The following is a 25,457-nucleotide window of genomic DNA, read 5'->3' as shown; positions in this document are numbered from 1 at the left end:
CATCGCGCGCACTAACGCTGCAACGGCGCGAGCACGAGTCGAACGCCTGCGGCTTCCGCGAGGGCTGCAAGGCGACTGCGCTGCGCCTCATCGTCCAGCACCACAAATAAAGACACGTTGGACACAGCCTTACCCTTGACGTCCTCCAGCGCCCGAGCAACTGTTGCCGCAGTCAGGGCGTCATCGTCGCCGACAACCCCCAAGACCTTCACGTTAAATTTGCCCTCAAAAAACTGCCGCAAGACACCGGAATTCCCTGAGGGAACGCCGGAATTGAGGGCGCCGATCATCAGCATCGTAGCGAGCGCATTATTGGCCTCCTCAATGCTGACCACGGTCACTGAGTTCTGACCCTGCTCGGCAGCCAGCCCCATGATCCGCTGATGCTTAGTTTGAGACAGCGGATCAGCCAGTGCGAAAACCGAAATCAGGCTGACAACCAGAACAACCAGCAAGTTACGCAAGCAATACATATATAAATAAATAAAACCAGCCATGAATTAAGCCGTTCATCATACCTGATGTTATTTACAACAATCAAATACAGCGGCGATCAACAGAGGGGTGGAAAACCCGCTCAATCCACTTTCGCTATGTGCTTGCGGCCCGTCACGGTGCGCGCAAGCTTGCCATCGCGCATCAGCAGCCCGATCACGCTGTACGACAGGTAATCCTTCGAGCCGCCGCCATAGTCGCTGCGCAAACCCAGCAGACTGGCGGCGTCTGAGTTGGAGATCCCCTGGGGGTTGGCCTTCGCCAGCTCGAGCACCGCATCCTTCAGCAGCGCCAGGCCGATCTGGGCCTTCTCGCGCACGCCCGAGGGGACAACCACCGCGGCCCGGGCTTTCCGGGCAAGCCCCGACGGCATGACGGCGTTCGTCAGCGAGCCGCCGGTTTCGATCGTCCCGAAGGCCGCGATCAGTTCGGCCTCGATCCTGAGCGCCTGCGCCTCGGTGAGCGCATCCACGAGCCGGACCACGAGCACCTTGGCCCCGGCGGCTTCGATCTCCCGAATCCGCCGCCCTTTGGGCGAGTCGTCAGGATTGACCAGGTGGTCGTGGGCACGCGTGCCGGAGCCCTTGCCGATGTAGAACGGCAGCGCCGGCGACTGCCGGGGGTCTTTCAGGGCATAGACGTAGTACGACGTATCCGTGCTCATGGTCGAATCCCCCGGCCCCTGATCGATCGCTTACAGCAGCGGCGCCAGCCACTTCTCCGCCTCAGCCACCGCCATCCCGGTGCGCTTCGCCCAGTCTTCCAGCTGATCCCGCCCGATCTTGCTGACCGCGAAGTAGTGGCTGTCCGGGTGGGCGAAGTAGAAGCCGGAGACCGCCGCCGCGGGCGTCATCGCGAAGCTCTCGGTGAGGCCCATGCCGGTGTTGGCGGGCACGTCGAGGAGCTTGAAAAGGTCGCCCTTCACCGTGTGATCCGGGCAGGCCGGGTAGCCCGGCGCCGGGCGGATGCCCTGGTAGGCTTCCTTGATGAGTTCTTCGTTGCTGAAGGTTTCGGCCGGCGAATAGCCCCAGAACTCCTTGCGCACGCGGGTGTGCAGCCATTCGGCGGCGGCTTCGGCGAAGCGGTCGGCGAGGGCCTTGAGCATGATCGCGTGGTAGTCGTCGTGGGTGCGCTCGTAGGCAGCCAGACGGCCCTCGATGCCCAGGCCGGCGGTGACCGCGAAAGCGCCCACGTAGTCGGCGACGCCCGATTCCTTGCCGGCGACGAAATCCGCCAGGCAGTAGTTGGGCTTGCCGGCCGGGCGTTCGTGCTGCTGGCGCAGGCCGTGCCAGGTCATCAGCACGTTGCTGCGGGATTCGTCGGCGTAGATCTCGATGTCGTCGCCCACGCTGTTGGCGGGGAACAGGCCGATCACGCCGCGGGCCTTGACCCACGGGTTGGTGTCCTGCTCGGCGACGATGCGGGCGAGCATCACCTCGGCGTCGGATTTCAGCTCGCGGGCGGTCTCGCCGACGATCTCGTCGTCGAGGATCTTCGGGTAGCTGCCGGCCAGATCCCAGGTCTGGAAGAACGGGCCCCAGTCGATGAAATCCACCAGCTCGGCGAGGTCGATGTCGAAGGCGTGCACACCCAGTTGAGCGGGCTTGGCCGGCGTGTAGGCCGGGTCGAGGTTCCACCGGAAGGCGTTGGCGCGGGCGACGTCGAGCTTGACCATCGCGACGCCCTTCTTGCCGGCGTGCTGGGCGCGGATCTTCTCGTAGTCGGCGGCCACGTCGGCGGCGTAGCCCTCGCGCTGGCCTTCGGAGAGCAGGCTGGTGACCACGCCCACCGCGCGGGAGGCATCGGGCACGTACACCACCGGCCCACCGTAGTGCGGGGCGATCTTGATGGCGGTGTGGGCGCGGCTGGTGGTGGCGCCGCCGATCAGGAGCGGGATCGGCTGACCGTCGGCAAAGCCCTGACGCTGCATCTCGGCCGCCACGTGGCTCATCTCTTCGAGCGACGGGGTGATGAGACCCGACAGGCCGATGGCCTGGGCGCCGTGCTCGCGGGCGGCGTGGAGGATCTTGTCGCAGGGCACCATCACGCCCAGGTCCACCACGTCGTAGCCGTTGCAGCCCAGCACCACGCCGACGATGTTCTTGCCGATGTCGTGCACGTCGCCCTTCACGGTGGCGACGACGATCTTGCCCTTGCTGGTGGCGCCGGTGCGGGCCTTTTCCTCTTCGATGAAGGGGATCAGGTGGGCCACGGCCTGCTTCATCACGCGGGCCGACTTGACCACCTGGGGCAGGAACATCTTGCCGGCGCCGAAGAGGTCGCCCACCACGTTCATCCCGGCCATCAGCGGGCCTTCGATCACGGCGAGCGGCGGCTTGCCCTCGGCGGCGAGTTTGGCGCGCACTTCTTCGGTGTCGGCCACCACGAAATCGGTGATGCCCTTGACCAGCGCGTGGGAAAGGCGCGCCTCGACGGGCTGCTCGCGCCAGGTGAGATCCGGCCCGGAATCCTTGGCCTTGCCTTCCTTCACCGTCTGGGCGAACTCCACCAGCGCCTCGCCGGCGCCCGGGTGGCGGTTGAGCACCACGTCCTCGACCTTGGCCCGCAGCTCGGGCTCCAGATCGTCGTACACGCCCAGCATGCCGGCGTTGACGATGCCCATGCTCATGCCGGCCTTGATGGCGTGGTACAGGAACACGGTGTGGATCGCCTCGCGCACCGGGTCGTTGCCGCGGAAGCTGAAGCTCACGTTGGAGACGCCGCCGCTCACCTTGGCGTAAGGCAGGTTGGCCTTGATCCAGGCCACCGCCTCGATGAAGTCCACGGCGTAGTTGTCGTGCTCCTCGATGCCGGTGGCGATGGCGAAGATGTTCGGGTCGAAGATGATGTCTTCGGGCGGGAAGCCGATACCGGTGAGGAGTTGGTAGGCTTTGGCGCAGATCTCGGTCTTGCGGGCGAAGGTGTCGGCCTGCCCCTTCTCGTCGAAGGCCATCACGATGACCGCGGCGCCGTACTGGCGGCACAGGCGCGCCTGGCGCAGGAACTCGGCCTCGCCCTCCTTCATCGAGATGGAGTTGACCACGCCCTTGCCCTGGATGCACTTCAGGCCGGCCTCGATCACGCTCCACTTGGACGAGTCGAGCATGATGGGCACGCGGGAGATGTCCGGCTCGGAGGCGATGAGCTTGAGGAATTTCTCCATCGCCGCGAGGGAGTCGAGCATCGCCTCGTCCATGTTGATGTCGATGACCTGGGCGCCGTTCTCCACCTGCTGGCGGGCCACCGCCAGGGCGTCGTCGAAGCGGCCCTCAAGGATCATCCGCGCAAAGGCGCGGGAGCCGGTGACGTTGGTGCGCTCGCCCACGTTGACGAAGAGCGAGTCGGCGCCCACGTTGAAGGGCTCCAGGCCCGACAGGCGCAGCTTCTTCTCCACATCCGGCACGCTGCGCGGGGTAACGAGGCTGACCGCGTCGGCGATCGCCTTGATGTGCGCCGGCGAGGTGCCGCAGCAGCCGCCGACGATGTTCACCAGCCCGGAGCGCGCCCACTCGACGATCTCGCTCGCCAGCTCCTCGGGCGTCTCGTCGTAGCCGGTGGGCGACAGCGGGTTGGGCAGGCCGGCGTTGGGGTGGGCCGACACGAAGGTGTTGCAGACGCCCGCGAGTTCCTCCACGTACTGGCGCAGCTCCTTCGCGCCCAGCGCGCAGTTGAGACCGAAGCTGATCGGCTGGGCGTGGGAGAGGGAGTTCCAGAAGGCCTCGGCGGTCTGGCCCGACAGGGTGCGGCCGGAGGCGTCGGTGATGGTGCCGGAGATCATCACCGGCACGCGGCGGCCCAGATCCGCGAACAGCTTCTCGACGGCAAACACCGCGGCCTTGGCGTTGAGGGTGTCGAAGATGGTTTCGATCAGCAGGATGTCGGCGCCGCCTTCCAGCAGGCCGCGGGCGGAGTCGTAGTAGTCGTCCACCAGCGCGTCGAAGCTGATGTTGCGAAAGCCCGGATCGTTCACGTCCGGCGAGATCGACAGGGTGCGCGAGGTGGGGCCCAGCACGCCGGCGCAGTAGCGCGGCTTGGCCGGGTTGGCGGCGGTGAATTCGTCGCACAGCGCGCGCACCAGGCGGGCGCCTTCCACGTTCAGCTCGTAGGCCACGTCGGCCAGGCCATATTCGGCCTGGGACACGCGGGTGGCGTTGAAGGTGCAGGTCTCGACGATGTCGGCGCCAGCCTCAAGGTAGGCCCGGTGGATGCCGCCCACCACATCCGGCCGGGTGAGCACCAGCAGATCGTTGTTGCCCTTGAGATCCTTGCCGTGTTCGGCGAAGCGCGTGCCCCGGTAGTCGGCTTCACCCAGCTTGTGCTGCTGGATCATCGTGCCCATCGCCCCGTCGAGGATCAGGATGCGGTGGGTCAGTTGATTGTGGAGTTCGGCGGTACGGTCGGGCTGCATGGCGGTTCCTAAAAAAATCGGCCGGGGCGCGCAAAGAAAAACGGCGCAACAAACCGGGCAAGGTTTGTGAGCGCCGTTGATCGGTTGCCGAGCCTGGCCTGCTGGATCGAGGGGATCAGCGGGTCGCAACGCTCCTCGGCAAGCGACGGATTTTACAAGGCTTTCGGCGTATCCGCCAGCAGTGCGCGGGCGTCGTCGCGCCACCGGCCAAGGGCCGCGTAGTAGCCCTCCCACACGCAGCCGTTGCAGCCGCGGCCGCAGCAGGCGTCGGGCGGCGGCGGCGGGTTACGGTGGCCGCACCCGGCCCTCGCGAGCTGCGCCCGGATCGCGGCGATCTGGGCTTCGGCCTCGGCGAGGGTGGCAGGCCGGGAATCGAAAGGGTTGGCGGCGACGGTCATCGGCGGCTCGGGCGAAAGGGCGCGAACATAGCACCGCCCGCCGGCCCACGAAAGCGCCGGCCTGCCCGAACTGCACCCCGGCGTCATTGCCGGCGGGCCTGCGGCACCGTAGAATCCCGGCCGAAATGCCATCCGGAAAGCACTTTGGAACCCGTCCATAACATCGTCTTCTTTGGCGAAACCCTGCCGGGCTACGACCGGAGCATCGCCCGCATGCAACTCCAGGCCCTGCTCGGCTGCTCCCGCGAGACCATCCACCAGGTGTTCTCGGGGCAACGCGTCCGCCTGCGCAAGGGCCTCTCCAGCGTCGAGGCGCAGCGCTACGAGCTGCGCCTGAAGGGCATCGGGCTCAAGGTGACGATCGACCCGCCCCTGCCGCCCGACATGCTCGACAAGCACCTCAGCGCGGTGCGCGACGACGCCGGCCGGACGGTGGTCGACGCCCCCGTGCCCCAGGTCGTCTGCCCCGCCTGCGGCGAAACCCAGCCCGTGCGCACGATCTGCCGGGCCTGCTCGATCAACATGCCGGGCTATCTGGCCGCTCAGGCCGCCGAAGGCGCCAACGCCGCCCGGCAGGAACAGGCTGGCCCGCCCGCCGCCGCCAGCGAGTTCTTCGGCCTGGACTTCGGCGGGCGCTTCGGGCGCGGCCTGCTGCTCCAGACCGCGCTGCTCAGCCTGGGCATCCTGAATCTGGGCTTCGCCGCGTTCTTCACCTGGGGCTCCGCCGCCGCGCTCGCCGTGGCCATCGCGCTGGCCACCCTGCTCAAGGTTCGCGCCCTGGTGCGCCGCTGCCACGACCTGGACTGGCGCGGCTGGGTCTGGCTGGCCCAGTTGGTGCCGGTGGTCGGGCTGTATTTCACCTTCAAGCTCGCCTGCTGGCCCGGCCGGGCGGAGGCCAACGCGTGGGGCCCGCGCCAACGCACCAGCCTCAAGGCCATCGGGCTGACAGCCGCCCTCTTTCTAGGCAGCCTGGGCTGGCTCGCCTACGCGCTGCCCGACGCCCCCCTCCCGCAACCCACCGACGAAGCCGGCCCGGTGTTGACCGGCGGGCCGGCTGGCCGTATTCCACCCCTGGCAGCCGGTTGAGCACGATGCGCCGCGCGGGACGATAATTCGCCCATGACAACCCCCTTGCCCCCCTGGCTTGAAGCGTTCCGGGCGCGCCACGACGCAACGGTGATCGAGACCCACATCTCGTGGCTGCTCCTGGCCGGCGCCCTCACCTGGAAGATCAAGAAGCCGATCGGCCTGCCCTTCCTCGATTACGGCAGCGCGGAGAAACGTCGCCGCTGCTGCGAGGCGGAGCTGCGCCTCAACCGGCGGTTCGCACCCGATCTCTACCTGGGCCTGGAGGTCGTCGGCACCAGCGATCAGGGCGAGGAGTGGGCGGTGCAGATGCGTCGCTTCCCCGAAGCGCAGCGGCTCGATCACGTGTGCGCCCACGGCCAGTTGCGGCTGGCCCACCTGTCGGGCCTTGCGGTCACGCTCCATGCCTTTCACCGGGAGGCGCCGGTGGCCGGCCCCGACAGCCCCTTCGGCGAGCCCGGGCAGGTGCTCGCCCCCGCCCTCGAGAACTTTACCGAACTCGCCGCCCTGGCGCCGGCCCAGGCCAGCCGCCTCGCCAGGCTGGAAGCCTGGACCCGCGCCGAGTTCGCGCGCATCCGCCCGGCGCTGGCCGCCCGCAAGGCCGCCGGTCGGGTGCGCGAATGCCATGGCGACCTGCACCTGGGCAACCTGGTGCTCCTGGACGACCGGATCACCCCCTTCGACTGCATCGAGTTCAACCCGCAGCTGCGCTGGATCGACGTGGCCTCGGAGATCGCCTTCACCTACATCGACCTGCTCGACCACCGGCGGCCCGATCTCGCCGCCTGGCTGCTCAACGAGTGGCTCACCCTCTCCGGCGATTTCGACGCCATGCAGGTGCTGCGCTTCTACGCGGTGTATCGGGCGATGGTGCGCGCCAAGGTGGCCGGGCTGGGGGGCGCCTCCGAAGGCGTCGAAGCCTACCTGCGGCTGGCCGAAGAGATCTCGTCCCCGCCGCCGCTGCGGCTGGTCATCGCCTGCGGGGTATCGGGATCGGGCAAGACCACCGCCAGCGCCGACCTGCTGCTGGCCGACGCCAGCGCGACCACCGTGCGCCTGCGCTCGGACGTGGAGCGCAAGCGCCTGTTCGGCCTGGGCCCGCTGGACGACAGCCGCGTCGTGCCGGGCGGCATCTACACCCCCGGCAGCACGCTGCGCACCTACACCACGCTCCACGACACCGCCCGCCTGCTACTGGGCGCGGGCTGGTCGGTGGTGGTGGATGCCGCCTTTCTGCGCCGGGACGAGCGCAACCGCTTCCTGGCCCTGGCCAACGCCCACGGCGCATCGCTGGACATCCTGGCCTGCTCGGCGCCGGACGAAGAACTGCGCCGCCGCCTGCTGGCCCGCCACGGCGACGCCTCGGAGGCCACCGTCGACGTCCTCGACCGGCAGCTGCGCTGGATGGAACCGCTGGATGCCGACGAGCTGGTGCGGGTGGTCGGCCCCGGCTGATTAACGCAGGGTGCCCACGTAGCGATCCACCGGATGGGTGGCCGCCGGGCGGTGGGCGCGCAGCCGGTCGAACAGGCCCGGGCGCGCGGGCGCGTCGTCGCCGGGTGGCGGGTCAAGCTCCATCGCGGCGCGCAGGCGCTCGCACAGCTCGACCAGTTCGGCATTGCCGGTGGCCACCGCGAGCCGGACGATCTCCCGGGCGTATTCCTTATTGGCGCGCATGTACTCCACGTCGGTGATCCGGTTGGTCACCCGACGCATGAGCACGTGAATCCGGCCGAGCAGGCCGAGAACGACGGAATCCGATTCCATGACGGCTCTCTCTGTTGTGGGTTTTCCTCACACCGTCAGCAAGTGCTGTGCCGACCTGAAACCCCACTCAGCCGGGCCGCGGCGACCCGATCATGCCCCAAGACGGGACATCCGGCAGGATGGTGGCACCGCTGCGGTGCATCAAAGCAATTTGCCCCCTTTTATCACGAGAAGCCCCCGCCCGCGGCACGCTCCACACCCGGAATGGGCCGCCCCAGAAACGAAAAGCCCGGCTTGCGCCGGGCTCGTCGTACCAACTTCTGCCTGAATCGGCTTACGCCGCGCGGCTCTTGCTCTCGCCGCCCACGAAGAAGCTGGCGATGTAGATCAGCAGGCCGATCAGGAACATCACACCGGTGCCTTCACGCAGCCAGTAGAAGATCGCCAGTTGATCCTGCGCCGCCATGAACGGGATCGGCGTGGCGCTGTAGCGCTGCAGCCAGACCTGCAGGATGCCCGCAGCGGTGAGGAACAGGGTGATGAACACCATGGCGATGGTCATCAGCCAGAACGACCACATCTCCAGCACCTGAGCCTTCTCGCTGTTGGCGGCACGGCCGCGCAGGATCGGCATGGCGTAGCTGATGATGGTGAGGACCACCATGGCGTAGGCGCCGTAGAAGGCCATGTGACCGTGAGCGGCGGTGATCTGGGTGCCGTGGGTGTAGTAGTTGACCGGAGCCAGGGTGTGCAGGAAGCCCCACACGCCAGCGCCCAGGAACGCCATCACACCAGTACCCAGAGCCCACAGCGTGGCGGCCTTGTTCGGGTGCTCGCGGCGGCGACGGTTCACCATGTTGAAGGCGAAGACGGTCATCGCGAAGAACGGGATCGGCTCCAGCGCGGAGAACACGGAACCCCACCACTGCCAGTATTCCGGCGTACCGATCCAGAAGTAGTGGTGGCCGGTACCGATGATGCCGGTGACCAGGGTCAGGGTGATGATGACGTACAGCCACTTTTCGATGACTTCCCGGTCGACACCGGTGACCTTGACCAGCACGAAGGCGAGCAGCGCACCGAGGATCAGTTCCCAGACGCCTTCGACCCAGAGGTGCACGACCCACCACCAGAAGTACTTGTCGAGCACCGGGTTGTGCGGGTTGTAGAAGGAGAACAGGAAGAACACCGCAAGGCCCCACAGACCCATCATCAGCACGATGCCGATGGAGGTCTTGCGGCCCTTGAGCATGGTCATGGTCAGGTTGAAGAGGAACACCAGCGCAACGACCACGATGCCTACCTTGGTCAGCAGCGGCTGCTCCAGGAACTCCCGGCCCATTGTCTCGAGCAGGTCGTTACCGGTGAACTTCGCCAGGGTGGCGTAGGGCACCAGCAGGTAGCCGAGGATGGTGGCCGCACCGGCAACCAGGAAGACCCAGAACATGAGCAAGGCCAGCTTCGGCGAATACAGCTCCGTTTCGGTTTCCTCGGGAATCATGTAGTAGGCCGCGCCCATGAAACCGAACAGCAGCCAGACGATCAGCAGGTTGGTGTGGACCATCCGTGCGACGTTGAACGGGATGGCAGGAAACAGGAAGTCGCCGATCACATACTGCAGGCCCATGATGAGCCCGAACAGGATCTGTCCGACGAAGAGTCCGATGGCCGCGATGAAGTATGGCTTCGCGACCGCCTGAGACGAATATTGCATAGTATTAGCTCCCTTTCGGATCGGCGATCAGCCTTCGATGTTCGGCGGCCAGTTGGCGGTATTGACTTCCGACATGTACTTCAGGAACTCGACGAGATCGTTGAGCTGCTGGTCGGTCAGGTGGAAGTTCGGCATCTGGCGACGACCCGGCGTACCGGTCGGCTGAGACTGAATCCAGGCCTTGATGAACTCGGGGCCGCGACGCTTGTAAACATTGCCCAGCTCGGGAGCGAAGTACGCGCCCTCGCCCAGCAGGGTGTGACAACCGATGCAGTTATTGACTTCCCATACCTTTTTGCCGGCCGCAACGGCTGGCGTCAGGTTGGCCCGATTGTCCCGTTTGGGCAGGGCCTGCATCGAATCGAAGGTCAGCGCGAGAAACAGGAGCGCAAAGAAAACAGTGCCCCCGAAGAAGATGTTTCGCGCCATTGATTTTGTGAATGTCCCGCTCATGGAACCTCCCTGGATGGCTTCGCTGCACGACGCAGCTTGGGCGGGATGGTGCGGGCTGGAGGGGGGATGAGTCCTTGATGGCGGTCAAGATGCCAGGGCCGCTGCCGCCGCAGGCGCGCATGGCATATGCCCCTGGCTAAAATTGCCGCGGCGTGCCGCGCCCGGCGGGGCATTCGCCCGAACGACACGCCCCCTGCCGGAAGGCCGTCGCGCCCTACCCTCACCTCGGCTGGCGGGCACACAAAGCACAAAGGCCGCAATAGCGGCCCCTGTGCTCCCCATGCCAGGTCGTCTCACCCGGCTTTGCTCACGCTCCGGCGTCAGCCCTTGCTGGCCTTGTCGGCCTCGGGCTTGGGTTCTTCGGCCTTCGGCGTCGGCGGATGGAACTCCTCCGGCGTCGCGCCTTCCTTCGGCGCGCCGATGGCCTGCTCGACTTCGGGCAGCTGGTGGGCGATGCCCTTATGGCAGTCGATGCAGGTCTTGCCTTCGTTGAGGCCGGTCTGGTGCATCTTGGACGAGCGACGGCCCTGTTCGGCGTAGTCGAAGCTGTCGTAGTTGTGGCAGTTGCGGCACTCGCGGGAGTCGGTCTTCTTCATCCGTTCCCACTCATGCTTGGCGAGCTCCAACCGCTTGGCGTTGAACTTCTCGGGGGTGTCGATGGAACCGAGCACCTTGTGCAGCACCTCGTTGGAGGCCTGGATCTTGCGGATGATCTTCGGCCCCCACTCCTTCGGCACGTGGCAATCCGGGCAGGTGGCCCGCACGCCGGAGCGGTTCGAGGCGTGGATGGTGGAGCGGTATTCCTGATAGACGTTGTCCTTCATTTCGTGGCACGAGATGCAGAAGGCTTCCCGGTTGGTCCACTCCATGGCGGTGTTGAAGCCGCCCCAGAAGAGGATGCCGGCGATGAACAGCATCGCCGCAAATCCCCAGCCGACGGATCGGATGCGTCCGATCAGGCCCTTGTTGTTGGTATCCATTTGTCCGAACTCCCTTGTCTATCCGTCAGCGCATCCCGGTGCCGGGCTTGAAGGTGTTGCCCACCAGCGGCTTGGCGTCGCTCTGGGGCACGTGGCACTGGTTGCAGAAGTAGCGGCGCGGCGACACGCTGGACAGCTCCTGGCCTTCGCGATCCTTGAAATGGGTGACCGAGATCTTGGTGGCACCGGTTTCCTTGGCCCGCGCCCAGGCGTGGCAGTCGAGGCACTTGTTGAAGTTCTTGGTGACCGTGTAGCCCTTGATGGTGTGGGGGATCAGCGGCGGCTGCTGGACGAAATCCCGCGGCAGCGGCGCGGAATCGCGGCCATAGCGGGTGCCGTCGCCTTCCGGATCGCTGGCGTTGATCTCGGCACCGCGCAGGGTCATGAGCTTGATGGCCGGCTCACCGGCGGCGACGGCAGCGACAGGAGCAAGGAAAGTCTGGGCCAGGCACACGGCCAGGGCGGCTGCCCGCAGGCGGGCGGAATGGAAGGTCGGCTTGTTCATCACTCGCTCCTTTGATCGAACCTATGGGTCATTTTGAAAACCTGTTTGTCGCACACATCGATGCAGCGGCCGCAGGTGGTGCAGTCGGCGGCCAGGATCAGGGGGCTCTCCTGCCCGACCTGCTTGAGGGCCGGGCGGATCACCTGGGGTTCGGGGCAGACCGCGAAGCAGTCCATGCAGTCGTCGCAGGCGGCGCGCTTGCTGGCGGAGATGCGCACCAGCGCCGTCTTGCCGAGCAGGCCGTAGAAGGCGCCCATCGGGCACAGGTGTCCGCACCAGCCGCGGCTGGCCACCAGCAGGTCGTACAGGAAGATGCCGGCGATCACGAACAGCCCGCCGCCCATCCCGAAGATCAGGCCCCGATGCAACAGGGAAACCGGGTTGACCCATTCCCAGACGAGGCTGCCGGTGATCGCGGCGGCCACCAGCAGGCCGCCCAGCAGCCAGTAGCGGGTGGCGGCGTCCGGCACCCGGCCGGTCTTGATGCCGAGGCGGCGGCGGCTCCAGGCGGCGGCGTCGGTGACCACATTCACCGGGCACGCCCAGCTGCAGAACACCCGCCCGCCCACCAGCAGGTAGAAGGCCAGCACGATGGCGGCACCGATCAGCGCCGACGAGTAGGGCAGATGGCCGGTGACGAGGGTCTGCAGCACCAGCAGCGGGTCGGTGAGCGGGAGCACCCCGAGGGTGAGGGACGACGACAGATTGCCCTTGACGAGCCACACGCCGAACCACGGGCCCGCCAGGAAGGCGAGCAGGATCGAGAGCTGAGTGGCGCGGCGCAGGATCAGCCAGCGCTGGCGCTGCCACAGGCTGCGGGCCGGCGCGCAGGCCGCCGCGTCGGCCGGTTTGTGGGACAGGGTGGTGGTGGCCATGGTCAGGGTTTCCAGCGGGAGTCGATGCCGGTGGGGCCCTTGGGCGCAGGGGGCGGCGTGGCCGCAGCAGGTGCCGGCGCGGGGCCAGTCGGGGCAACCACGGTTTCGGTGGCGGCGCGTCCGGCGGTGGGGCCCTCGAAGCCGCGCACCGGCAACTCGACCTGCTCGCCGATCAGCGATCCGCCGTGGCGGGCCTTTTCTTCCCAGCCCTTGCGGTAGTGGGCCGGCAGCGCGCCCTGGGCGAGCTGCCGGGGGAAGACCTTGATCGCCGCCACCGGCAGCACGCAGGATTTCTCGCACTTGCCGCAGCCGGTGCAGGCATCGGAGTGCACCGTGGGCAGCAGCATCGCGTGGCGGTCGGAGCGCGGGTTGTGCTGGGTTTCGAGGGTGATCGCCTTGTCGATGACCGGGCACACGCGGTAGCACACGTCGCAGCGCAGGCCCAGGAAGTTGAGGCAGCTCTCGTGGTCGACGAGGGCGGCGAGGCCCATCTGGGCCTTGTTGATGTCGGTGAGGTTGCGGTCGAGCGCGCCGGTGGGGCAGGCCTTCACGCAGGGGATGTCCTCGCACATCTCGCAGGGCGTCTTGCGAGCCGTGAAGTAGGGCGTGCCGGTGACCACCGGGTCGCCCAGGTCGGAGAGCTTGAGGGTGTCGTAGGGGCAGTCGCGCACGCACAGGCCGCAGCGCACGCAGGCCGCCAGAAAATCGGGTTCGGGCAAGGCGCCGGGCGGGCGCAGGGCCTGGGCCGGCAGGGCCGACGCGCTCTTGGCGTACAGCCCCGCGCCCAGCGCCAACAGGCAGCCGCCGCCAGCAGCGGCTGCCACGTTGTTGATGAACTTGCGCCGGGCCACCGACGCCGGCGATGCGGCATCGGAGGGCTTGCGGGCGGGTTTCTTGCCGGTGTCCATGATTGTTCTGCTTTGATCCGGGGGACGGCGACAGGCCAGGTGTCAGCCCAGCCTGTCGCCGGCCACCCGGAAGATCAGGCGCGCACCACCTTGACGGCGCACTTCTTGTAGTCGGTTTCCTTCGAGATCGGGCAGGTGGCGTCGAGCGTGAGCTTGTTCACCAGCTTGGATTCGTCGAAGAAGGGCACGAAGATCAGGCCCACCGGCGGCTTGTTGCGGCCCTTGGTCTCGATGCGGGCGATCATCTCGCCGCGACGGGACTGGACCTTGACCTGCATGCCGCGCTGGAGGCCGCGCTTCTTGGCGTCGTCCGGGTGCATGAACACCTGCGCCTCGGGCACCGCCTTGTGCAGCTCGGGCACGCGGCGGGTCATCGAGCCGGTGTGCCAGTGCTCCAGCACGCGGCCAGTGCACAGCCACAGGTCGAACTCGGCGTCGGGCTTCTCGGGGGGATCCTGGTAGGGCAGCGCGAAGATGATCGCCTTGCCGTCCTTGTGACCGTAGAACTTCACCCCTTCGCCGGCCTTGACGTACGGGTCGTAGCCTTCCCGGAAGCGCCACAGGGTTTCCTTGCCATCGACCACCGGCCAGCGCAGGCCGCGGGCCTTGTGATAGACATCGAAGAAGGCCAGATCGTGGCCGTGGCCGCGACCGAACAGGGCGTACTCCTCGAACAGGCCCTTCTGCACGTAGTAGCCGAAGGCCTCGGATTCGTCGTTGGTGTAGTTCTTGATGGCGTGCTCGTTGGCCTTGGCCAGATCGGCCTTCGGGAACTTGTTCACCACCTTGTTGGCGTAGAGCACGTCGTAGAGGGTCTTGCCCTTGTACTCCGGCTTCTTGGCGAGCAGCTCGGCCGGCCACACTTCTTCCATCTTGAAACGCTTGGAGAACTCCATGTACTGCCACAGGTCGGACTTGGCCTCGCCCGGCGCCTTCACCTGCTGACGCCAGAACTGGGTGCGGCGCTCGGCGTTGCCGAAGGCGCCTTCCTTCTCGGTCCACATGGCCGACGGGAGGATCAGGTCGGCGGCGAGGGCCGACACGGTCGGGTATACATCCGACACCACCACGAAGGCCGCCGGGTTACGCCAGCCCGGGTAGATCTCCTGGTTGACGTTGGGGCCGGCCTGCATGTTGTTGGTGGTGCTGGTCCAGTAGCACTTGAGCTTGCCGTCCTTCAGGGCGCGGCTCTGGGCCACGGCGTGGAGACCGATCTTGTCGGGGATGGTGCCTTCGGGCAGCTGCCAGATCTCTTCGGTGTGGTGGCGGTGCTCGGGGTTGGTCACCACCATGTCGGCCGGCAGGCGGTGGGAGAAGGTGCCCACTTCACGGGCGGTGCCGCAGGCCGACGGCTGGCCGGTGAGGGAGAACGGGCCCGAGCCCGGGGTGGAGATCTTGCCCACCAGCAGGTGGACGTTGTAGATCATGTTGTTCACCCAGGTGCCGCGGGTGTGCTGGTTGAAGCCCATCGTCCAGAAGCTGACGACCTTCTTCTTCGGGTCGGCGTACAGCTCGGCCAGCTTCTGCAGGCGCTCCTTGGGCACGCCGGTGAGCTTGGCGGTGTAGTCCAGGGTGTAGGTGGAGACGAACTTCTTGAAGTCCTCGAACGTGGCCGGCTTGGCATCGGTCGGGTTGTTCTTGGGCTTGCCGTCGGCGCCGGGGTAGCCGTTGAACTTGGCGTCCTTCTCCAGCGCGTGGGCCGGGCGCAGGCCGAAGCCGATGTCGGTCTCGCCCATCTTGAAGTTGACGTTCTTCTTGACGAACTCCTGATTGACCTTGCCCGCCTGGATGATGTGGTTGCAGATGTAGTTGAGGATCGCCAGATCGGTCTGGGGCACGAAGATCATGCCGTTGTCGGCCAACTCGAAGCTGCGATGCTCGAAGGTGGACAGCACGTGCACCTGCACGTCGGTCTTGGTGAGGCGGCGGTCGGTGATGCGCGTCCACAGGATCGGGTGCATCTCGGCCATGTTGCTGCCCCACAGCACGAAGGCGTCGGCCTGCTCGATGTCGTCGTAGCAGCCCATCGGCTCGTCGATGCCGAAGGTGCGCATGAAGCCGGCCACGGCGGAGGCCATGCAGTGGCGGGCGTTCGGGTCGAGGTTGTTGGAGCGGAAGCCGGCCTTCATCAGCTTGGCGGCGGCGTAGCCTTCCCAGATCGTCCACTGACCCGAGCCGAACATGCCCACCGAACCCGGCCCTTCGGCCTTCAGCGCGGTCTTCCACTTCTCGGCCATGATGTCGAAGGCCTGGTTCCAGCTGATCGGGGTGAACTCGCCGTTCTTGTCGTACTTGCCATCCTTCATGCGCAGCAGCGGGCGGGTGAGGCGGTCCTCGCCGTACATGATCTTGGACAGGAAGTAACCCTTGATGCAGTTCAGGCCGCGGTTGACCTGGGAATCCGGATCGCCCTGGGTGGCCACCACGCGGCCGTTCTGCACGCCCACCAGCACCGAACAGCCGGTGCCGCAGAAGCGGCAGGCCGCCTTGTCCCAGCGCACGGCGGTGGCGTTCTCGGCGGGCGCCGCGGCGTCCTCCTTCTTCGCTGCGAGGGCGGGCACCGAAATGCCGGCCGTGGCGGCGGCCGTGGCGATCGCCTGGGTCTTGATGAAGTCGCGTCGGTTGATGGTCATGATTGAGCCTCCTCGCAGGGGGATTTCAGGGCTTCCGGTTGATTCGAAACGGGGCTGTCGCCATCCGTCGACCCGCAGTGCTCGTAGGCCAGGGTGGCGGCGAGAACCTGGGGCACGCGGTGCAGGGCGATGAGGGTGTCGGACATGGCGGCGCCGTCGGCGTCTTCGACGGTGACGACGAGCTTGCCGTCGTCCGACATGCCGTGGCATTCGACGCCGGGGTAGGCGGTGAGGGCCGCTTCGGCCTCCGCCCGGGTCTCCGGCTTGATGCGCAGGACGAGACTGACGATGTTCATGATTGCTCCAGGGCGGAAGGTTGGGCCTTGCGGGTCACGGCCACCACCGGGCACGGCGCGATGCAGGCACCGCAGCCGGTGCAGGCGGCCAGATCGACCTCGGGCAGCGGCACACCGCCCAGGCGGGGCCGGAAACGGATCGCGGCGGGATCGCAGACCTCGCCGCACACCCGGCACTCGACGTTCTGGGCGGCCAGGCAGCCTTCGCCGATGACGACGCCGAAGGACCAGGGCGACTGCGCGGTATCGCGGCCGATGGCGCCGCTGGCGCAGGCCCGGCTGCAATCGCCGCAGAAGGTGCACGCGGCGGCGGAGAAGTCGGCCTCGGGATAGCCCCCGGCGCCCCGCAACAGGAGCCCTGTGGGACAGGCCTTGATGCAGTCGTCGCAGCGGCTGCAGCGGTCGAGAAACGCAGCCTCGGCGAGGCTCCACGGTGGACGGAACGGCGCCGGACCGGGCACTCGGGCACCCAGAAAGCGGCGGCGGGAAACGTCCATTGTCGGCTCGTGGTTTTTTCGGAAGACTTCGACTGTAGGCCCCACCTCAACCCAAAACCTTGATCTATGCGAAGGAAAGTCGACCAAAACGCACTCTGGGCACCAAAAAGCGGCAGCGGTCCGTAAATTACCTCACAAACTGCTACAATAGGCCATTGACATTCACCGCCAAACCCCGTTGACGACCGACCCAGCGCCATCTTCGCGAATCCGGCCCGGTAGCCTCCTCGCCGGCTTTCGGGAAGCCTGGAGGCCCGCCGGGCTCGACGAGGTGCACGCCGGCCGCCTGCTGGAACGCCAGTTGAGCCGCGCCCGCCGTCCCCGCTGGAGCAACGATCTGGCGATGCTGGCGGTGGTGGCCATGTTCACGTGGATGGCCGGGCCCCAGCTGATCGACCCTTTCCTGGCTGCCGTCTGGCTGGCGGCCGTGGCGCTCAACCCCCTCTCCAGGTTCTGGCTGCCCCGGCTCGCCCGGGGTCTTGGCAGCGCCCGGGCGATCACCCCGGGCCTCGTCTGCCTGCAGGCGCTGACGACCGCGCAGCTCTTCATCGCGATGACCGCCTGGCTGTTCCTGCGCGGGAACGACGAGCTGCGCATGCTGCTGGGCACCGTCACCGCCGGCGTGCTGTTCGCCGAAGCCCTCACCTACGCCTGCCTGCCCCCGGCGGGCCTGGTGTGGCTGGGCACCCTGGTGTCGGTGTCGCTGCTCACCCTCGCCCAGATCGACCGGGGCACCGGCGCGGCGGCGTCGGTCGCGGTGCTGATCTACGCCGCCATCGTGGCCCGCGACATGCTTTCCACCTCGCGGGAGTTCGTCGAGCGCTGTCTGGCCGAGTTCGAGGCCGAACGCCAGACCCAGATGGTCGAGCTGCTGCTGTCCGATTTCGAAGACGCCTCCCGCGACTGGTTCTGGGAGTGCGACGCCGACGGGCGGCTCACCCACGCCTCCGCGCGCCTGGCCGAAGCCCTTGGCCAACCCGAAGCCGGGCTGCTGGGCACCCCGCTGGTGGCCGCCCTGACGGCCGCCAACACCGGCGGGCGCGCCGACCTCACCCGCGCCATCGGGCTGCTGGGCCACCGCTTCGACAGCCGCCGCCCTTTCCGCGACGTGATCCTGCCGCTGCAGACGCCGGCCGGCATCCAGTGGCGCTCGATCAGCGGCAAGCCGCTCCTGTCCGGTCACGGCGACGTGATCGGCTGGCGCGGCGTGGGCGTGGACGTCACCGCCGCCCAGATCCACCGTCACGAACTCGAGCGGCTCGCCACCCTGGACAGCCTGACCGGACTGGCCAACCGCCACGCCTTCAACCACACCCTCGACGGCTGTTTCAACCCCGCCGGGCCGGCCCAGCCGGTGAGCCTGCTGATCCTCGACCTGGACGCCTTCAAGGCGATCAACGACGCTCACGGCCACGGCGTGGGCGACCGCCTGCTGGGCGCCGTGGCGCGCCGCCTCGAGAAGCTGCGCGTAGATGGCGGCCGGCTGGCGCTGGCCCGGCTGGGGGGCGACGAGTTCGCGCTCCTGCTGGCCGGCGGCGACAACCCCCAGGCGGTGGCCGACGCCTGCCGGCGCATCCTGGAGCACCTGCGCCACCCTTTCCTGATCGGCGACCTGCGCCTGGACGTGCGCACCAGCGCCGGGCTCGCCTTCGCGCCGGCCCACGCCCGCAACCGCACCGACCTGCTGCGCTGCGCCGACATGGCCCTGTACGCGGCCAAGATGAAGGGCCGCAACACCCTGGCGGTGTTCGACGAGGAGATCCGCGCCCGGGTGTCCACCCGCCTGCGGCGCACCCACGAGCTGTCGGAGGCCATCCACAGCGGCGGGCTGGAGGTGTACTACCAGCCGGTGTTCGCCGCCGACGGGGGGCGGCCGATGGCGGCCGAGGCGCTGCTGCGCTGGCGGCACCCCGATCTGGGCCTGCTGACGCCGGCCGAGTTCCTCGAGCTGGCGGAGGAATCCGGCCTCATCGTACCGATCGGGCTGTGGGTGCTGCGCCAGGCCTGCACCGACGCGATGGGCTGGGCCCGCCCGCTGCGGGTGGCGGTCAACCTGTCGGTGCGCCAGCTCAACGACCTGGGGCTGGTGGAAGCGGTGCGCCGGACGCTGGCCGACAGCGGCCTGCCCGCCAGCCGGCTGGAGCTGGAGATCACCGAATCGACCCTCGCCGACCGGCGCATCGCGCGGCGGGTGCTCGAGGCACTGCGGGCGCTGGACGTACAGCTGGCGCTGGACGATTTCGGCACCGGCTTCTCGTCGCTCTCCTACCTGCAGCACTTCGGTTTCGACCGCCTGAAGATCGACCGGGCCTTCGTCCAGCCCCTGCTCCAGCCCGGCAGCCAGGCCACGGCGATGCTGCGGGCGGTGATCGGGCTGGCCCGCGCCCTGCGGCTGCAGTGCACCGCCGAGGGCATTGAAGACCCCTTCCAGCTGCGCGCCCTGCGGGAGCTGGGCTGCGACGCCTTCCAGGGCTACCTGCTGGGGCGGCCGGTGACGAGCGAGGCGCTCAACGCCCTGCTCACCGAGCCAGACCCGCTGGCCGCCCCGGTGAGCGCCTGAGGCTCAGGCCTTGGGCAGCCGGCCCATGGCGTAGAACTCGTCGTTGGGGCGCATCGAGGTGAGGTTGGCGAGGCGGTTGCTCATGGCGAAGAAGGCGGCGATCGCCCCGATGTCCCACACCGCCTCGTCGTCGAAGCCGTGGGCCTTGAGGGCGTCGATGTCGGCGTCGCCCACCGACGCGGAATCCAGCGCCAGCTTCATGGCGAAATCCAGCATCGCGCGCTGACGCGGGGTGAGTTCGGCCTTGCGGTAGTTGGTGGCGAGCTGGTCGGCCAGCCGCGGGTTCTTGGCCCGGATGCGCAGGATCGCCCCGTGGGCCACCACGCAGTACAGGCACTGGTTGGCGCCCGAGGTGGCGACGACGATCATCTCCCGTTCGGCCTTGGTGAGGCCCTCGTCCTTCTCCATCAGCGCGTCGTGGTAGGCGAAGAAGGCCCGGAACTCGGCCGGGCGGTGGGCCAGGGTGAGGAACACGTTGGGCACGAAGCCGGCCTTCTCCTGCACCGCGAGGATGCGCTCGCGCACGTCGTCGGGCAGGCTGGCGAGATCGGGGAGGGGGTAACGGCTGGCGGGGCGGTCGGTCATGACTGTCTCCTGGTGGGCTTGTTGTGCCACCAGTGTAAGACAGCCCGCCGGGCCGGACGGCGCGCCGGCTCAGATCGGCAGAAAGGTCAATGCGATTGACGGAATTTGCACGGCCGCCTCAGAAGCCCAGCCGGGCGGTGAGCATCGCCGTCCGCCCCAGCTGGGGCATCGTCCAGCGCGGGCCGGCCAGCGTGGTGTCGCCGGCAGCGGGCTCGCTGAAGCGGATGTCGAACAGGTTGTAGAGCCCCAGCCCCAGCTCCCACGCCTGGCCGGGCGGCAGGTAGCGCAGGTTGAGGTTGGCGATGGCGTAGTCGGGCACGCGCCGCCCGCCTTCGGCGGTGAGGCGGGCGCTGACGTACTGGCCTTCGAGGCCGGCGACGAAGCCACCGCCCAGCTCGGCCCCCAGGTTGGCCTTGAGCATGTGGCGCGGCGCGTTCTCGGGCCGGCCGCGCTCGCCCCGGGGCTGCTGGAAGGTGTAGCCGGTGCGCAGGCTGTAGCGGTCGAGCCAGCGTTGTTCGTACTCCAGCTCCAGCCCCTGGCCGGTGAGCGGCCCGCTGTTCCTTACCACGCCGGTGTCGGCGTCGGGGGCGATCAGGTCGGCGATCCGGAACAGATAGGCTGTCGCCATCAAGCGGCCGTTGCCGATGCGTTTTTCCCATGCGGCCTCGACCGACTGCATGCGCTCCGAGCGCAGCACGGGGTTGCCATAGACGTAGGTGGGCGTGACGTAGAAGCGCTCGAACACCGTCGGGTCGCGGAAGGCGCTGGCGTACAGCAGCTTGAAGATGCCGGCCCCGGCGGTCTCGTGCACCAGCCCGACGCGGGGGCTCCAGTGGCGGTTGGCGCCGAAGCGCTGGTCGAAGCGCAGACCCACGGTGAGCAGGGTGGCCGGGCTCAGGTTGATCTCGTTCTGGACGTACAGGTTGAACAGGCGGCTGGTCTCGCGGCTGTCGAGGCAGGGCGTGGCGGCGAGGCCATAGCAGCCGTAGCCCGGGTCGGCGTTCTTCTGGTCCTGGCGCAGGTTGTCGCGCAGCTCGGCGCCAACCGTCCAGCGCTGGCCGGCGAGCGCCCGGCTGACCACCCGCCCTTCCATGCCCCACCACTCGCCCACCGCGTCGTCGCGGTTGAGCACGTAATCGGGCGCGTAGGTGTAGGGGAAGCTGCCGCGGTAGCGGTAGCGGCCGAAGTACACCCGCTCGTGCACCGTGGTGTCGCTGTCGAGCGCCTGCACGGCGCCGAACTCGGCGAGGGTGAAGACGTCCTTCTCGCGATGGGCGAGGTCGTTGAAGTCGGTGCCGTAGCTGCCGGTGGGCACGCTGCGGTCCCGCTCGGCGTGCACCAGGGTGGCGCGCCAGTCGCCGCCGCGCAGCTGGGCGAAGAGGCGGCCGCCGGTCTCGCCGCGCAGGCCGCTGGCGCGGGTGTCGAGGCCCGCCGCGACCATCTCGGGGAAATCCAGCCCCTGCCCGCGGGCGTTGAACCCGCTGGCCGACACCAGGTAGCCGATGCCGCCGTCGGTCTCGCCGCCGCGGGTCAGGCGGGCGCGGCGATCCCGGCCACTGCCGATGGACAGGGCCGCCTCGTTGCCGTTCAGGCTGTCGCCGCTGCGGGTGACCAGATTGACCACCCCGAACATCGAGTCGCCGCCATACACCGAGGCGCTGGGCCCGCGGATCACCTCGATGCGCTCGACGAGGTCGAGATCGAGGGGGAAGGCCGAATCCACCGGCACGCTGGCGAAGACGTTCTCATTCACGCTCATCCCGTCGATGAGCACCTGGAAGCGCTGGCGGTAATCCCCCGGCGCCGACACGCCGCGCACGCCGGCGTAGGAATAGGTGTGGTCGTCGGTGACGGTGAAGCCCTGCAGCGAGCGCAGCACGTCGGCCAGGGTGCGCCAGCCGAAGGTGCGGATGTCGGCCCGGGTGACGATGGCGATGGCCGACGGGGAATGCTCGGCGTCCTCGGCAAACTTGGGCGTGGCGAGGATGCGCACCTCGGCCAGCTCTTCGAGGGACATGGCGATGCCGTCCACGCGGACGGCCGCCTGGACGGGCAGCGGCGCCAGCGCGGCGGCCAGCAGTGCACCGAGCAGGCGCTGGCGACGGGCGGGAGGCGCGGGGAAGCAGGGAGGTTTGGGCATCATGATGCGGATGCACTCCGGAGAGCGCCGGCAATGTAGGTGGCGAAATCCGCCGCCGGCATCGGCCGGCCATACAGAAAGCCTTGGAGGATGGGGCAGCCCAGGCGGCGCAGGTGGGCGGCCTCGGCTTCGGTCTCGACGCCCTCCGCCACCACCGCCAGGCCCAGGGCGCTGCCCAGCCCGACGATGGCGCTCACCAGCGCCTGGTTGCCGGGGTTGCGGTCCAGGTCGGTGACGAAGGAGCGGTCCACCTTGATCTCGTCGATGGGAAAACGTTGCAGGTAGCCCAGCGACGAATAGCCGGTGCCGAAGTCGTCGAGGGAGATGCCGATCTGCCGGGCACGCAGGGCGTTGAGCACCTGCAGCGCGGCGAGGCGGTCGTGCATCAGGGTGCCTTCGGTGATCTCGATCACCAGCTGGGAGGCCGGCACGCCGGTACGCGCCAGCACGTCGTCCACCAGCCGCACCAGCCCGCCGCCATAGAAGCTGTGGGCCGACATGTTGATGCTGACCCGCCCGGGAGGGAGCCCCGCGGCGCGCCAGGCGGCGATCTGATCCAACGCCCGGGCCAGCAGCCAGTCGGTCATCGGTCGGATGAGGCCGCTCTGCTCGGCCAGGGGGATGAACTCGCCGGGGCTGACCATGCCGCGCTCCGGGTGACGCCAGCGCAGCAGCACCTCGGCCCCCACCGGCGCCCCGGAACGGGCGTCCACCTTGGGCTGGAAGTACAGCTCGAGCTGGTCGCCGGCGTCGATGGCGACGCGCAGCTGGCGCTCCAGCAGGTGGCGCGCGGCCAGCTCGGCGTCGTGGGCGGGGTCGAAGAACACCACCCGGTTGCCGCCTTCGGCGGCGCCGCGGATGGCGCTGCGCATGGCACAGCGGATCAGCTCGTGCACGTCGCGAGCGTCGGCCGGGCTGCGGCTCACCCCGACCGACGGCGCCGGGTTGAAGGCCTCGCCGGGCTCGCCGGCCTCGGCCTCCAGGGGCGCGGCGCTGGCCGCCAGCAGCGCATCGGCAAAACGCGCGAGCGCAGCCTGGGGATGGTCGCCCGGCACGCTCAGCATGAAGTCGGCCTCGTCGTAGCGGCCCAGGCCGGCGCCCGCCAGGGCCTCGGACGGGAGCACGCCCAGGGCCACCGCCTCGTCGGCCAGGAAGCGCCGCAGCCGCTCGGCGAAGGCCCGCAGCACCGCGTCGGAGCGGGCCTGCCCGAACAGCAGGGCGAACTTGCGCAGGCCGCTCAGGTGGAGGAAGAAGAGGTTGAGCACGCCGCCGGGGCCGGCCATCTCGTCGGCCATCAGCGCCACCATCCGCGACCGGTTGCGCAGCCCGGTGAGGGGGTCGAACCAGGCCAGCCGGCGCACCTGGGCCTCCACCTCGACGCGCTTGGTGATGTCCTGGGTGTAGCCGTGGGCGCCCGGCGGGGCGTCGGGGGGGTTGGGGTAGCCCACCTCCTGAAGGTGGGTGACGGCGCCGTCGGGCGCCACCAGCCGGTATTCGATCTCGTAGCCGGCGCCGCCCTGCAACCCGGCCCGCGCCGCCTCCACCCGCGCCCGGTCCTCGGGGTGGACGCGGGCCAGCAGGGCCGCGGCCGGGCGCGGCGGACGGCCGATGCCCAGCAGCGCCCGGAACTGCTCGGCGCAGTCGAGCAGCCCGCCGTTGCCGTCGAGGGTCCAGTCGCCCAGCCCGGCCAGCTTCTGGGTGTTGAGCAGGGTCTCGCGGCTCGCCAGGAGCTGCTGGAAGGTCATCGCCGAACGCAGCAGGTGGCGCACCCGGTGCGGCAGCAGCGGCATGTTGAGGGGCTTGGTGATGAAGTCGGTGGCGCCGCTGAAGTAGGCCTCGTCGATGGATTTCTGGTCGTCGAGGGCGGTGAGCATCACGATCGGCAGGTGCTCGTAGCGGGCGTCGGCGCGCAGCCGGCGGCAGGCTTCGTAGCCGCTCATGCCGGGCATCACCACGTCGAGGAGGATCAGATCCGGCCGGAAGTCGTCGGCCAGCAGCGCGAAGGCGGCCTCGGCCGATGCGGCGGCGCGCACCGTGAAGCCCTGCGCCTGCAGCACCTTCTCGGTGATGATGCGGGTCACCGGCTCGTCGTCCACCACCAGCACGCGCACCTCATGCATGGCTGGTCTCCTCGCCCTGCAGCTCGGCGGCCACCGCGGCCCGCACGGGCCCGAAGGCGCTCACCAGCTCGGGGATGTGGCGGCGCACGGCGTCCCAGTCGTCCTCGCGGGCGGCCTGCTCGGCCACCCGGCACAGGCCCGAGAACGCCAGGGCGCCAATGGCGGCGCTGGCGCTCTTCAGGTTGTGGAGCAGGCGGGTGGCCCGCTGGCGGTCGAAGTCGTCGCCGAAGCCGGCGAGGGTGTCCACGTTGCGCCCGCCCTCGTCGAGATAGGACGACAACACCTCGGGCAGCACCCCGGCCGCCCCTTCGCCCAGGTTGGCGCGCAGCACCGCCACGTCGAACACCGGCAGGGCGGCCTCTCCGCCGGCGGGGGGCGCGGCCTGAGCGGCGGGCGCCGCATCCGCCCGGGCGGCGGCGATCCAGCGGGTGAAGGCGGTGCGCAGGGCGTCGAAGGTGACCGGCTTGGCGATGTAGTCGTCCATGCCCGCCTCGAGGCACATCTCCCGGTCGCCGGCCAGGGCGTTGGCGGTGAGGGCGATCACCAGCTGGCGCTTGCGCCCCTCGGCGGCTTCGCGACGACGCAGCTCGCGGGTCGCGGCGAGGCCGTCCATCACCGGCATCTGCATGTCCATCAGCACCACGTCGAAATCCTGCCCGGCGAGGATGGCCAGGGCCTCCTCGCCGTTGCCGGCCAGGGTGCACGCGCAGCCGTAGTTGCGGAGCATCCCGTTGAGCACCAGCTGATTGACGTGGTTGTCCTCCACCATCAGCACCCGTAGCCCGGCGGGCAGGCCGCCCAGATCGGGTCGCGCCCGGACAAACCCGGTCTCCAAGCCGAACAGCCCGGCCAGGCCGCGCCACAGGGCGATGTCGGAGACTGGCTCGTGGACCTCGGCCCCCACCCAGGGGGGCAGCGCCAGTTGCAGGTCGCCGGGGGTAGCAAAGCTGCGCACGAAGAGCACCGGCACGCCCGGCCCGGTGAAGTCGGGGTGGGCGGCGGCCATGGCGAGGCACAGTGCCTCCTCCACCACCACCGCATCCACCCGCCCGGCCGCCAGCGCATCCAGCGCGCTGGAACAGGCGCCGACGATGCTG

21 protein-coding genes and 1 riboswitch are annotated in these 25,457 nt (G+C 68.6%); of the genes, 3 read left to right on the top strand and 18 right to left on the bottom strand.

The window, feature by feature from the left end:
* Positions 1–11: 11 nt before the first annotated feature.
* The 4 genes from ACE3N6_RS05855 to ACE3N6_RS05840 form a co-directional block, all read right to left on the bottom strand.
* Complete coding sequence (locus ACE3N6_RS05855) at positions 12–497, bottom strand: hypothetical protein (protein ID WP_374244252.1); 486 nt, start codon at positions 495–497, stop codon at positions 12–14.
* Between the two features lie 80 nt (positions 498–577).
* Positions 578–1,159, bottom strand: coding sequence for a GIY-YIG nuclease family protein (locus ACE3N6_RS05850; protein WP_374244251.1), 582 nt, complete (start codon positions 1,157–1,159; stop codon positions 578–580).
* Positions 1,160–1,189: 30 nt separating this feature from the next.
* Complete coding sequence (gene metH, locus ACE3N6_RS05845) at positions 1,190–4,903, bottom strand: methionine synthase (RefSeq protein WP_374244250.1); 3,714 nt, start codon at positions 4,901–4,903, stop codon at positions 1,190–1,192.
* A gap of 61 nt (positions 4,904–4,964) precedes the next feature.
* Positions 4,965–5,046: riboswitch (S-adenosyl-L-homocysteine riboswitch) on the bottom strand.
* 9 nt (positions 5,047–5,055) lie between these two features.
* On the bottom strand, positions 5,056–5,301 hold the full coding sequence (locus tag ACE3N6_RS05840; protein WP_374244249.1) for an oxidoreductase-like domain-containing protein: 246 nt from the start codon (positions 5,299–5,301) through the stop codon (positions 5,056–5,058).
* A gap of 144 nt (positions 5,302–5,445) precedes the next feature.
* Between ACE3N6_RS05840 and ACE3N6_RS05835 the strand changes: the two genes are divergently transcribed.
* Entirely contained in the window at positions 5,446–6,387 is a 942-nt protein-coding gene (locus ACE3N6_RS05835; protein ID WP_374244248.1) for a DUF805 domain-containing protein, read from the top strand.
* A 33-nt stretch (positions 6,388–6,420) separates the two neighbouring features.
* Complete coding sequence (locus ACE3N6_RS05830; RefSeq protein ID WP_374244247.1) at positions 6,421–7,842, top strand: AAA family ATPase; 1,422 nt, start codon at positions 6,421–6,423, stop codon at positions 7,840–7,842.
* Here the strand turns inward: ACE3N6_RS05830 and ACE3N6_RS05825 are convergent, their stop codons facing one another.
* The 10 genes from ACE3N6_RS05825 to napF form a co-directional block, all read right to left on the bottom strand.
* Positions 7,843–8,154 (bottom strand): hypothetical protein, encoded by a 312-nt coding sequence (locus ACE3N6_RS05825; protein WP_374244246.1) that lies wholly within the window; start codon positions 8,152–8,154, stop codon positions 7,843–7,845.
* Positions 8,155–8,428: 274 nt separating this feature from the next.
* The gene (locus ACE3N6_RS05820; protein WP_374244245.1) at positions 8,429–9,808 is read right to left on the bottom strand and encodes a cbb3-type cytochrome c oxidase subunit I; all 1,380 of its coding nucleotides are present in this window, start codon (positions 9,806–9,808) and stop codon (positions 8,429–8,431) included.
* 27 nt (positions 9,809–9,835) lie between these two features.
* Positions 9,836–10,261, bottom strand: a complete 426-nt coding sequence (locus ACE3N6_RS05815; RefSeq protein WP_374244244.1) for a cytochrome c — start codon at positions 10,259–10,261, stop codon at positions 9,836–9,838.
* A 320-nt stretch (positions 10,262–10,581) separates the two neighbouring features.
* Positions 10,582–11,241: a NapC/NirT family cytochrome c gene (locus tag ACE3N6_RS05810; RefSeq protein ID WP_374244243.1), complete on the bottom strand. Its 660-nt coding sequence runs from the start codon at positions 11,239–11,241 to the stop codon at positions 10,582–10,584.
* A 25-nt stretch (positions 11,242–11,266) separates the two neighbouring features.
* Positions 11,267–11,746, bottom strand: a complete 480-nt coding sequence (locus ACE3N6_RS05805; RefSeq protein WP_153160662.1) for a nitrate reductase cytochrome c-type subunit — start codon at positions 11,744–11,746, stop codon at positions 11,267–11,269.
* Complete coding sequence (gene napH, locus ACE3N6_RS05800; RefSeq protein ID WP_374244242.1) at positions 11,746–12,621, bottom strand: quinol dehydrogenase ferredoxin subunit NapH; 876 nt, start codon at positions 12,619–12,621, stop codon at positions 11,746–11,748. The genes ACE3N6_RS05805 and napH overlap by 1 nt, the downstream gene beginning before the upstream one ends.
* A gap of 2 nt (positions 12,622–12,623) precedes the next feature.
* Positions 12,624–13,529, bottom strand: coding sequence for a ferredoxin-type protein NapG (gene napG, locus ACE3N6_RS05795; RefSeq protein WP_374244241.1), 906 nt, complete (start codon positions 13,527–13,529; stop codon positions 12,624–12,626).
* 74 nt (positions 13,530–13,603) lie between these two features.
* On the bottom strand, positions 13,604–16,162 hold the full coding sequence (napA, locus tag ACE3N6_RS05790) for a nitrate reductase catalytic subunit NapA (protein ID WP_374244240.1): 2,559 nt from the start codon (positions 16,160–16,162) through the stop codon (positions 13,604–13,606).
* Positions 16,159–16,458: a chaperone NapD gene (locus ACE3N6_RS05785; RefSeq protein WP_374244239.1), complete on the bottom strand. Its 300-nt coding sequence runs from the start codon at positions 16,456–16,458 to the stop codon at positions 16,159–16,161. The genes napA and ACE3N6_RS05785 overlap by 4 nt, the downstream gene beginning before the upstream one ends.
* Positions 16,455–16,955, bottom strand: a complete 501-nt coding sequence (gene napF / locus ACE3N6_RS05780) for a ferredoxin-type protein NapF (RefSeq protein WP_374244238.1) — start codon at positions 16,953–16,955, stop codon at positions 16,455–16,457. The genes ACE3N6_RS05785 and napF overlap by 4 nt, the downstream gene beginning before the upstream one ends.
* Positions 16,956–17,256: 301 nt before the next feature.
* On the opposite strand from napF, the gene ACE3N6_RS05775 reads away from it, so the two are divergent.
* The gene (locus ACE3N6_RS05775) at positions 17,257–19,515 is read left to right on the top strand and encodes a putative bifunctional diguanylate cyclase/phosphodiesterase (RefSeq protein ID WP_374244237.1); all 2,259 of its coding nucleotides are present in this window, start codon (positions 17,257–17,259) and stop codon (positions 19,513–19,515) included.
* A gap of 3 nt (positions 19,516–19,518) precedes the next feature.
* On the opposite strand, the gene ACE3N6_RS05770 is transcribed toward ACE3N6_RS05775, so the two are convergent.
* The 4 genes from ACE3N6_RS05770 to ACE3N6_RS05755 all read right to left on the bottom strand — a co-directional run.
* Positions 19,519–20,100 carry a peroxidase-related enzyme gene (locus tag ACE3N6_RS05770; protein ID WP_374244236.1) on the bottom strand — a complete coding sequence of 194 codons (582 nt, stop codon included), beginning with the start codon at positions 20,098–20,100 and terminating at the stop codon, positions 19,519–19,521.
* A 118-nt stretch (positions 20,101–20,218) separates the two neighbouring features.
* Positions 20,219–22,243, bottom strand: coding sequence for a TonB-dependent receptor plug domain-containing protein (locus ACE3N6_RS05765; protein ID WP_374244235.1), 2,025 nt, complete (start codon positions 22,241–22,243; stop codon positions 20,219–20,221).
* Complete coding sequence (locus ACE3N6_RS05760) at positions 22,240–24,360, bottom strand: putative bifunctional diguanylate cyclase/phosphodiesterase (RefSeq protein WP_374244234.1); 2,121 nt, start codon at positions 24,358–24,360, stop codon at positions 22,240–22,242. Before ACE3N6_RS05760 ends, ACE3N6_RS05765 begins: the two co-directional genes overlap by 4 nt.
* Positions 24,353–25,457, bottom strand: a 1,105-nt coding sequence (locus ACE3N6_RS05755; protein WP_374244233.1) for a response regulator, incomplete at its 5' end; no start/stop codon positions are given. The genes ACE3N6_RS05755 and ACE3N6_RS05760, both read right to left, overlap by 8 nt.

The sequence above is a fragment of the Zoogloea sp. genome (assembly GCF_041904905.1).
Taxonomy (GTDB): Bacteria; Pseudomonadota; Gammaproteobacteria; order Burkholderiales; family Rhodocyclaceae; genus Zoogloea.
This window is presented reverse-complemented; position numbering and strand designations above follow the sequence as displayed.

Excerpts from the sequence above, each read along its gene's own strand:
- napH (WP_374244242.1), bottom strand. The coding sequence starts at position 12,621 with ATGGCCACCACCACCCTGTCCCACAAACCGGCCGACGCGGCGGCCTGC.
- ACE3N6_RS05815 (WP_374244244.1), bottom strand. The coding sequence starts at position 10,261 with ATGAGCGGGACATTCACAAAATCAATGGCGCGAAACATCTTCTTCGGG.
- ACE3N6_RS05855 (WP_374244252.1), bottom strand. The coding sequence starts at position 497 with ATGGCTGGTTTTATTTATTTATATATGTATTGCTTGCGTAACTTGCTG.
- ACE3N6_RS05820 (WP_374244245.1), bottom strand. The coding sequence starts at position 9,808 with ATGCAATATTCGTCTCAGGCGGTCGCGAAGCCATACTTCATCGCGGCC.
- napF (WP_374244238.1), bottom strand. The coding sequence starts at position 16,955 with ATGGACGTTTCCCGCCGCCGCTTTCTGGGTGCCCGAGTGCCCGGTCCG.
- ACE3N6_RS05840 (WP_374244249.1), bottom strand. The coding sequence starts at position 5,301 with ATGACCGTCGCCGCCAACCCTTTCGATTCCCGGCCTGCCACCCTCGCC.
- ACE3N6_RS05810 (WP_374244243.1), bottom strand. The coding sequence starts at position 11,241 with ATGGATACCAACAACAAGGGCCTGATCGGACGCATCCGATCCGTCGGC.
- metH (WP_374244250.1), bottom strand. The coding sequence starts at position 4,903 with ATGCAGCCCGACCGTACCGCCGAACTCCACAATCAACTGACCCACCGC.
- ACE3N6_RS05830 (WP_374244247.1), top strand. The coding sequence starts at position 6,421 with ATGACAACCCCCTTGCCCCCCTGGCTTGAAGCGTTCCGGGCGCGCCAC.
- ACE3N6_RS05785 (WP_374244239.1), bottom strand. The coding sequence starts at position 16,458 with ATGAACATCGTCAGTCTCGTCCTGCGCATCAAGCCGGAGACCCGGGCG.
- ACE3N6_RS05765 (WP_374244235.1), bottom strand. The coding sequence starts at position 22,243 with ATGATGCCCAAACCTCCCTGCTTCCCCGCGCCTCCCGCCCGTCGCCAG.
- ACE3N6_RS05770 (WP_374244236.1), bottom strand. The coding sequence starts at position 20,100 with ATGACCGACCGCCCCGCCAGCCGTTACCCCCTCCCCGATCTCGCCAGC.
- ACE3N6_RS05825 (WP_374244246.1), bottom strand. The coding sequence starts at position 8,154 with ATGGAATCGGATTCCGTCGTTCTCGGCCTGCTCGGCCGGATTCACGTG.
- napG (WP_374244241.1), bottom strand. The coding sequence starts at position 13,529 with ATGGACACCGGCAAGAAACCCGCCCGCAAGCCCTCCGATGCCGCATCG.
- napA (WP_374244240.1), bottom strand. The coding sequence starts at position 16,162 with ATGACCATCAACCGACGCGACTTCATCAAGACCCAGGCGATCGCCACG.
- ACE3N6_RS05850 (WP_374244251.1), bottom strand. The coding sequence starts at position 1,159 with ATGAGCACGGATACGTCGTACTACGTCTATGCCCTGAAAGACCCCCGG.
- ACE3N6_RS05760 (WP_374244234.1), bottom strand. The coding sequence starts at position 24,360 with ATGCATGAGGTGCGCGTGCTGGTGGTGGACGACGAGCCGGTGACCCGC.
- ACE3N6_RS05805 (WP_153160662.1), bottom strand. The coding sequence starts at position 11,746 with ATGAACAAGCCGACCTTCCATTCCGCCCGCCTGCGGGCAGCCGCCCTG.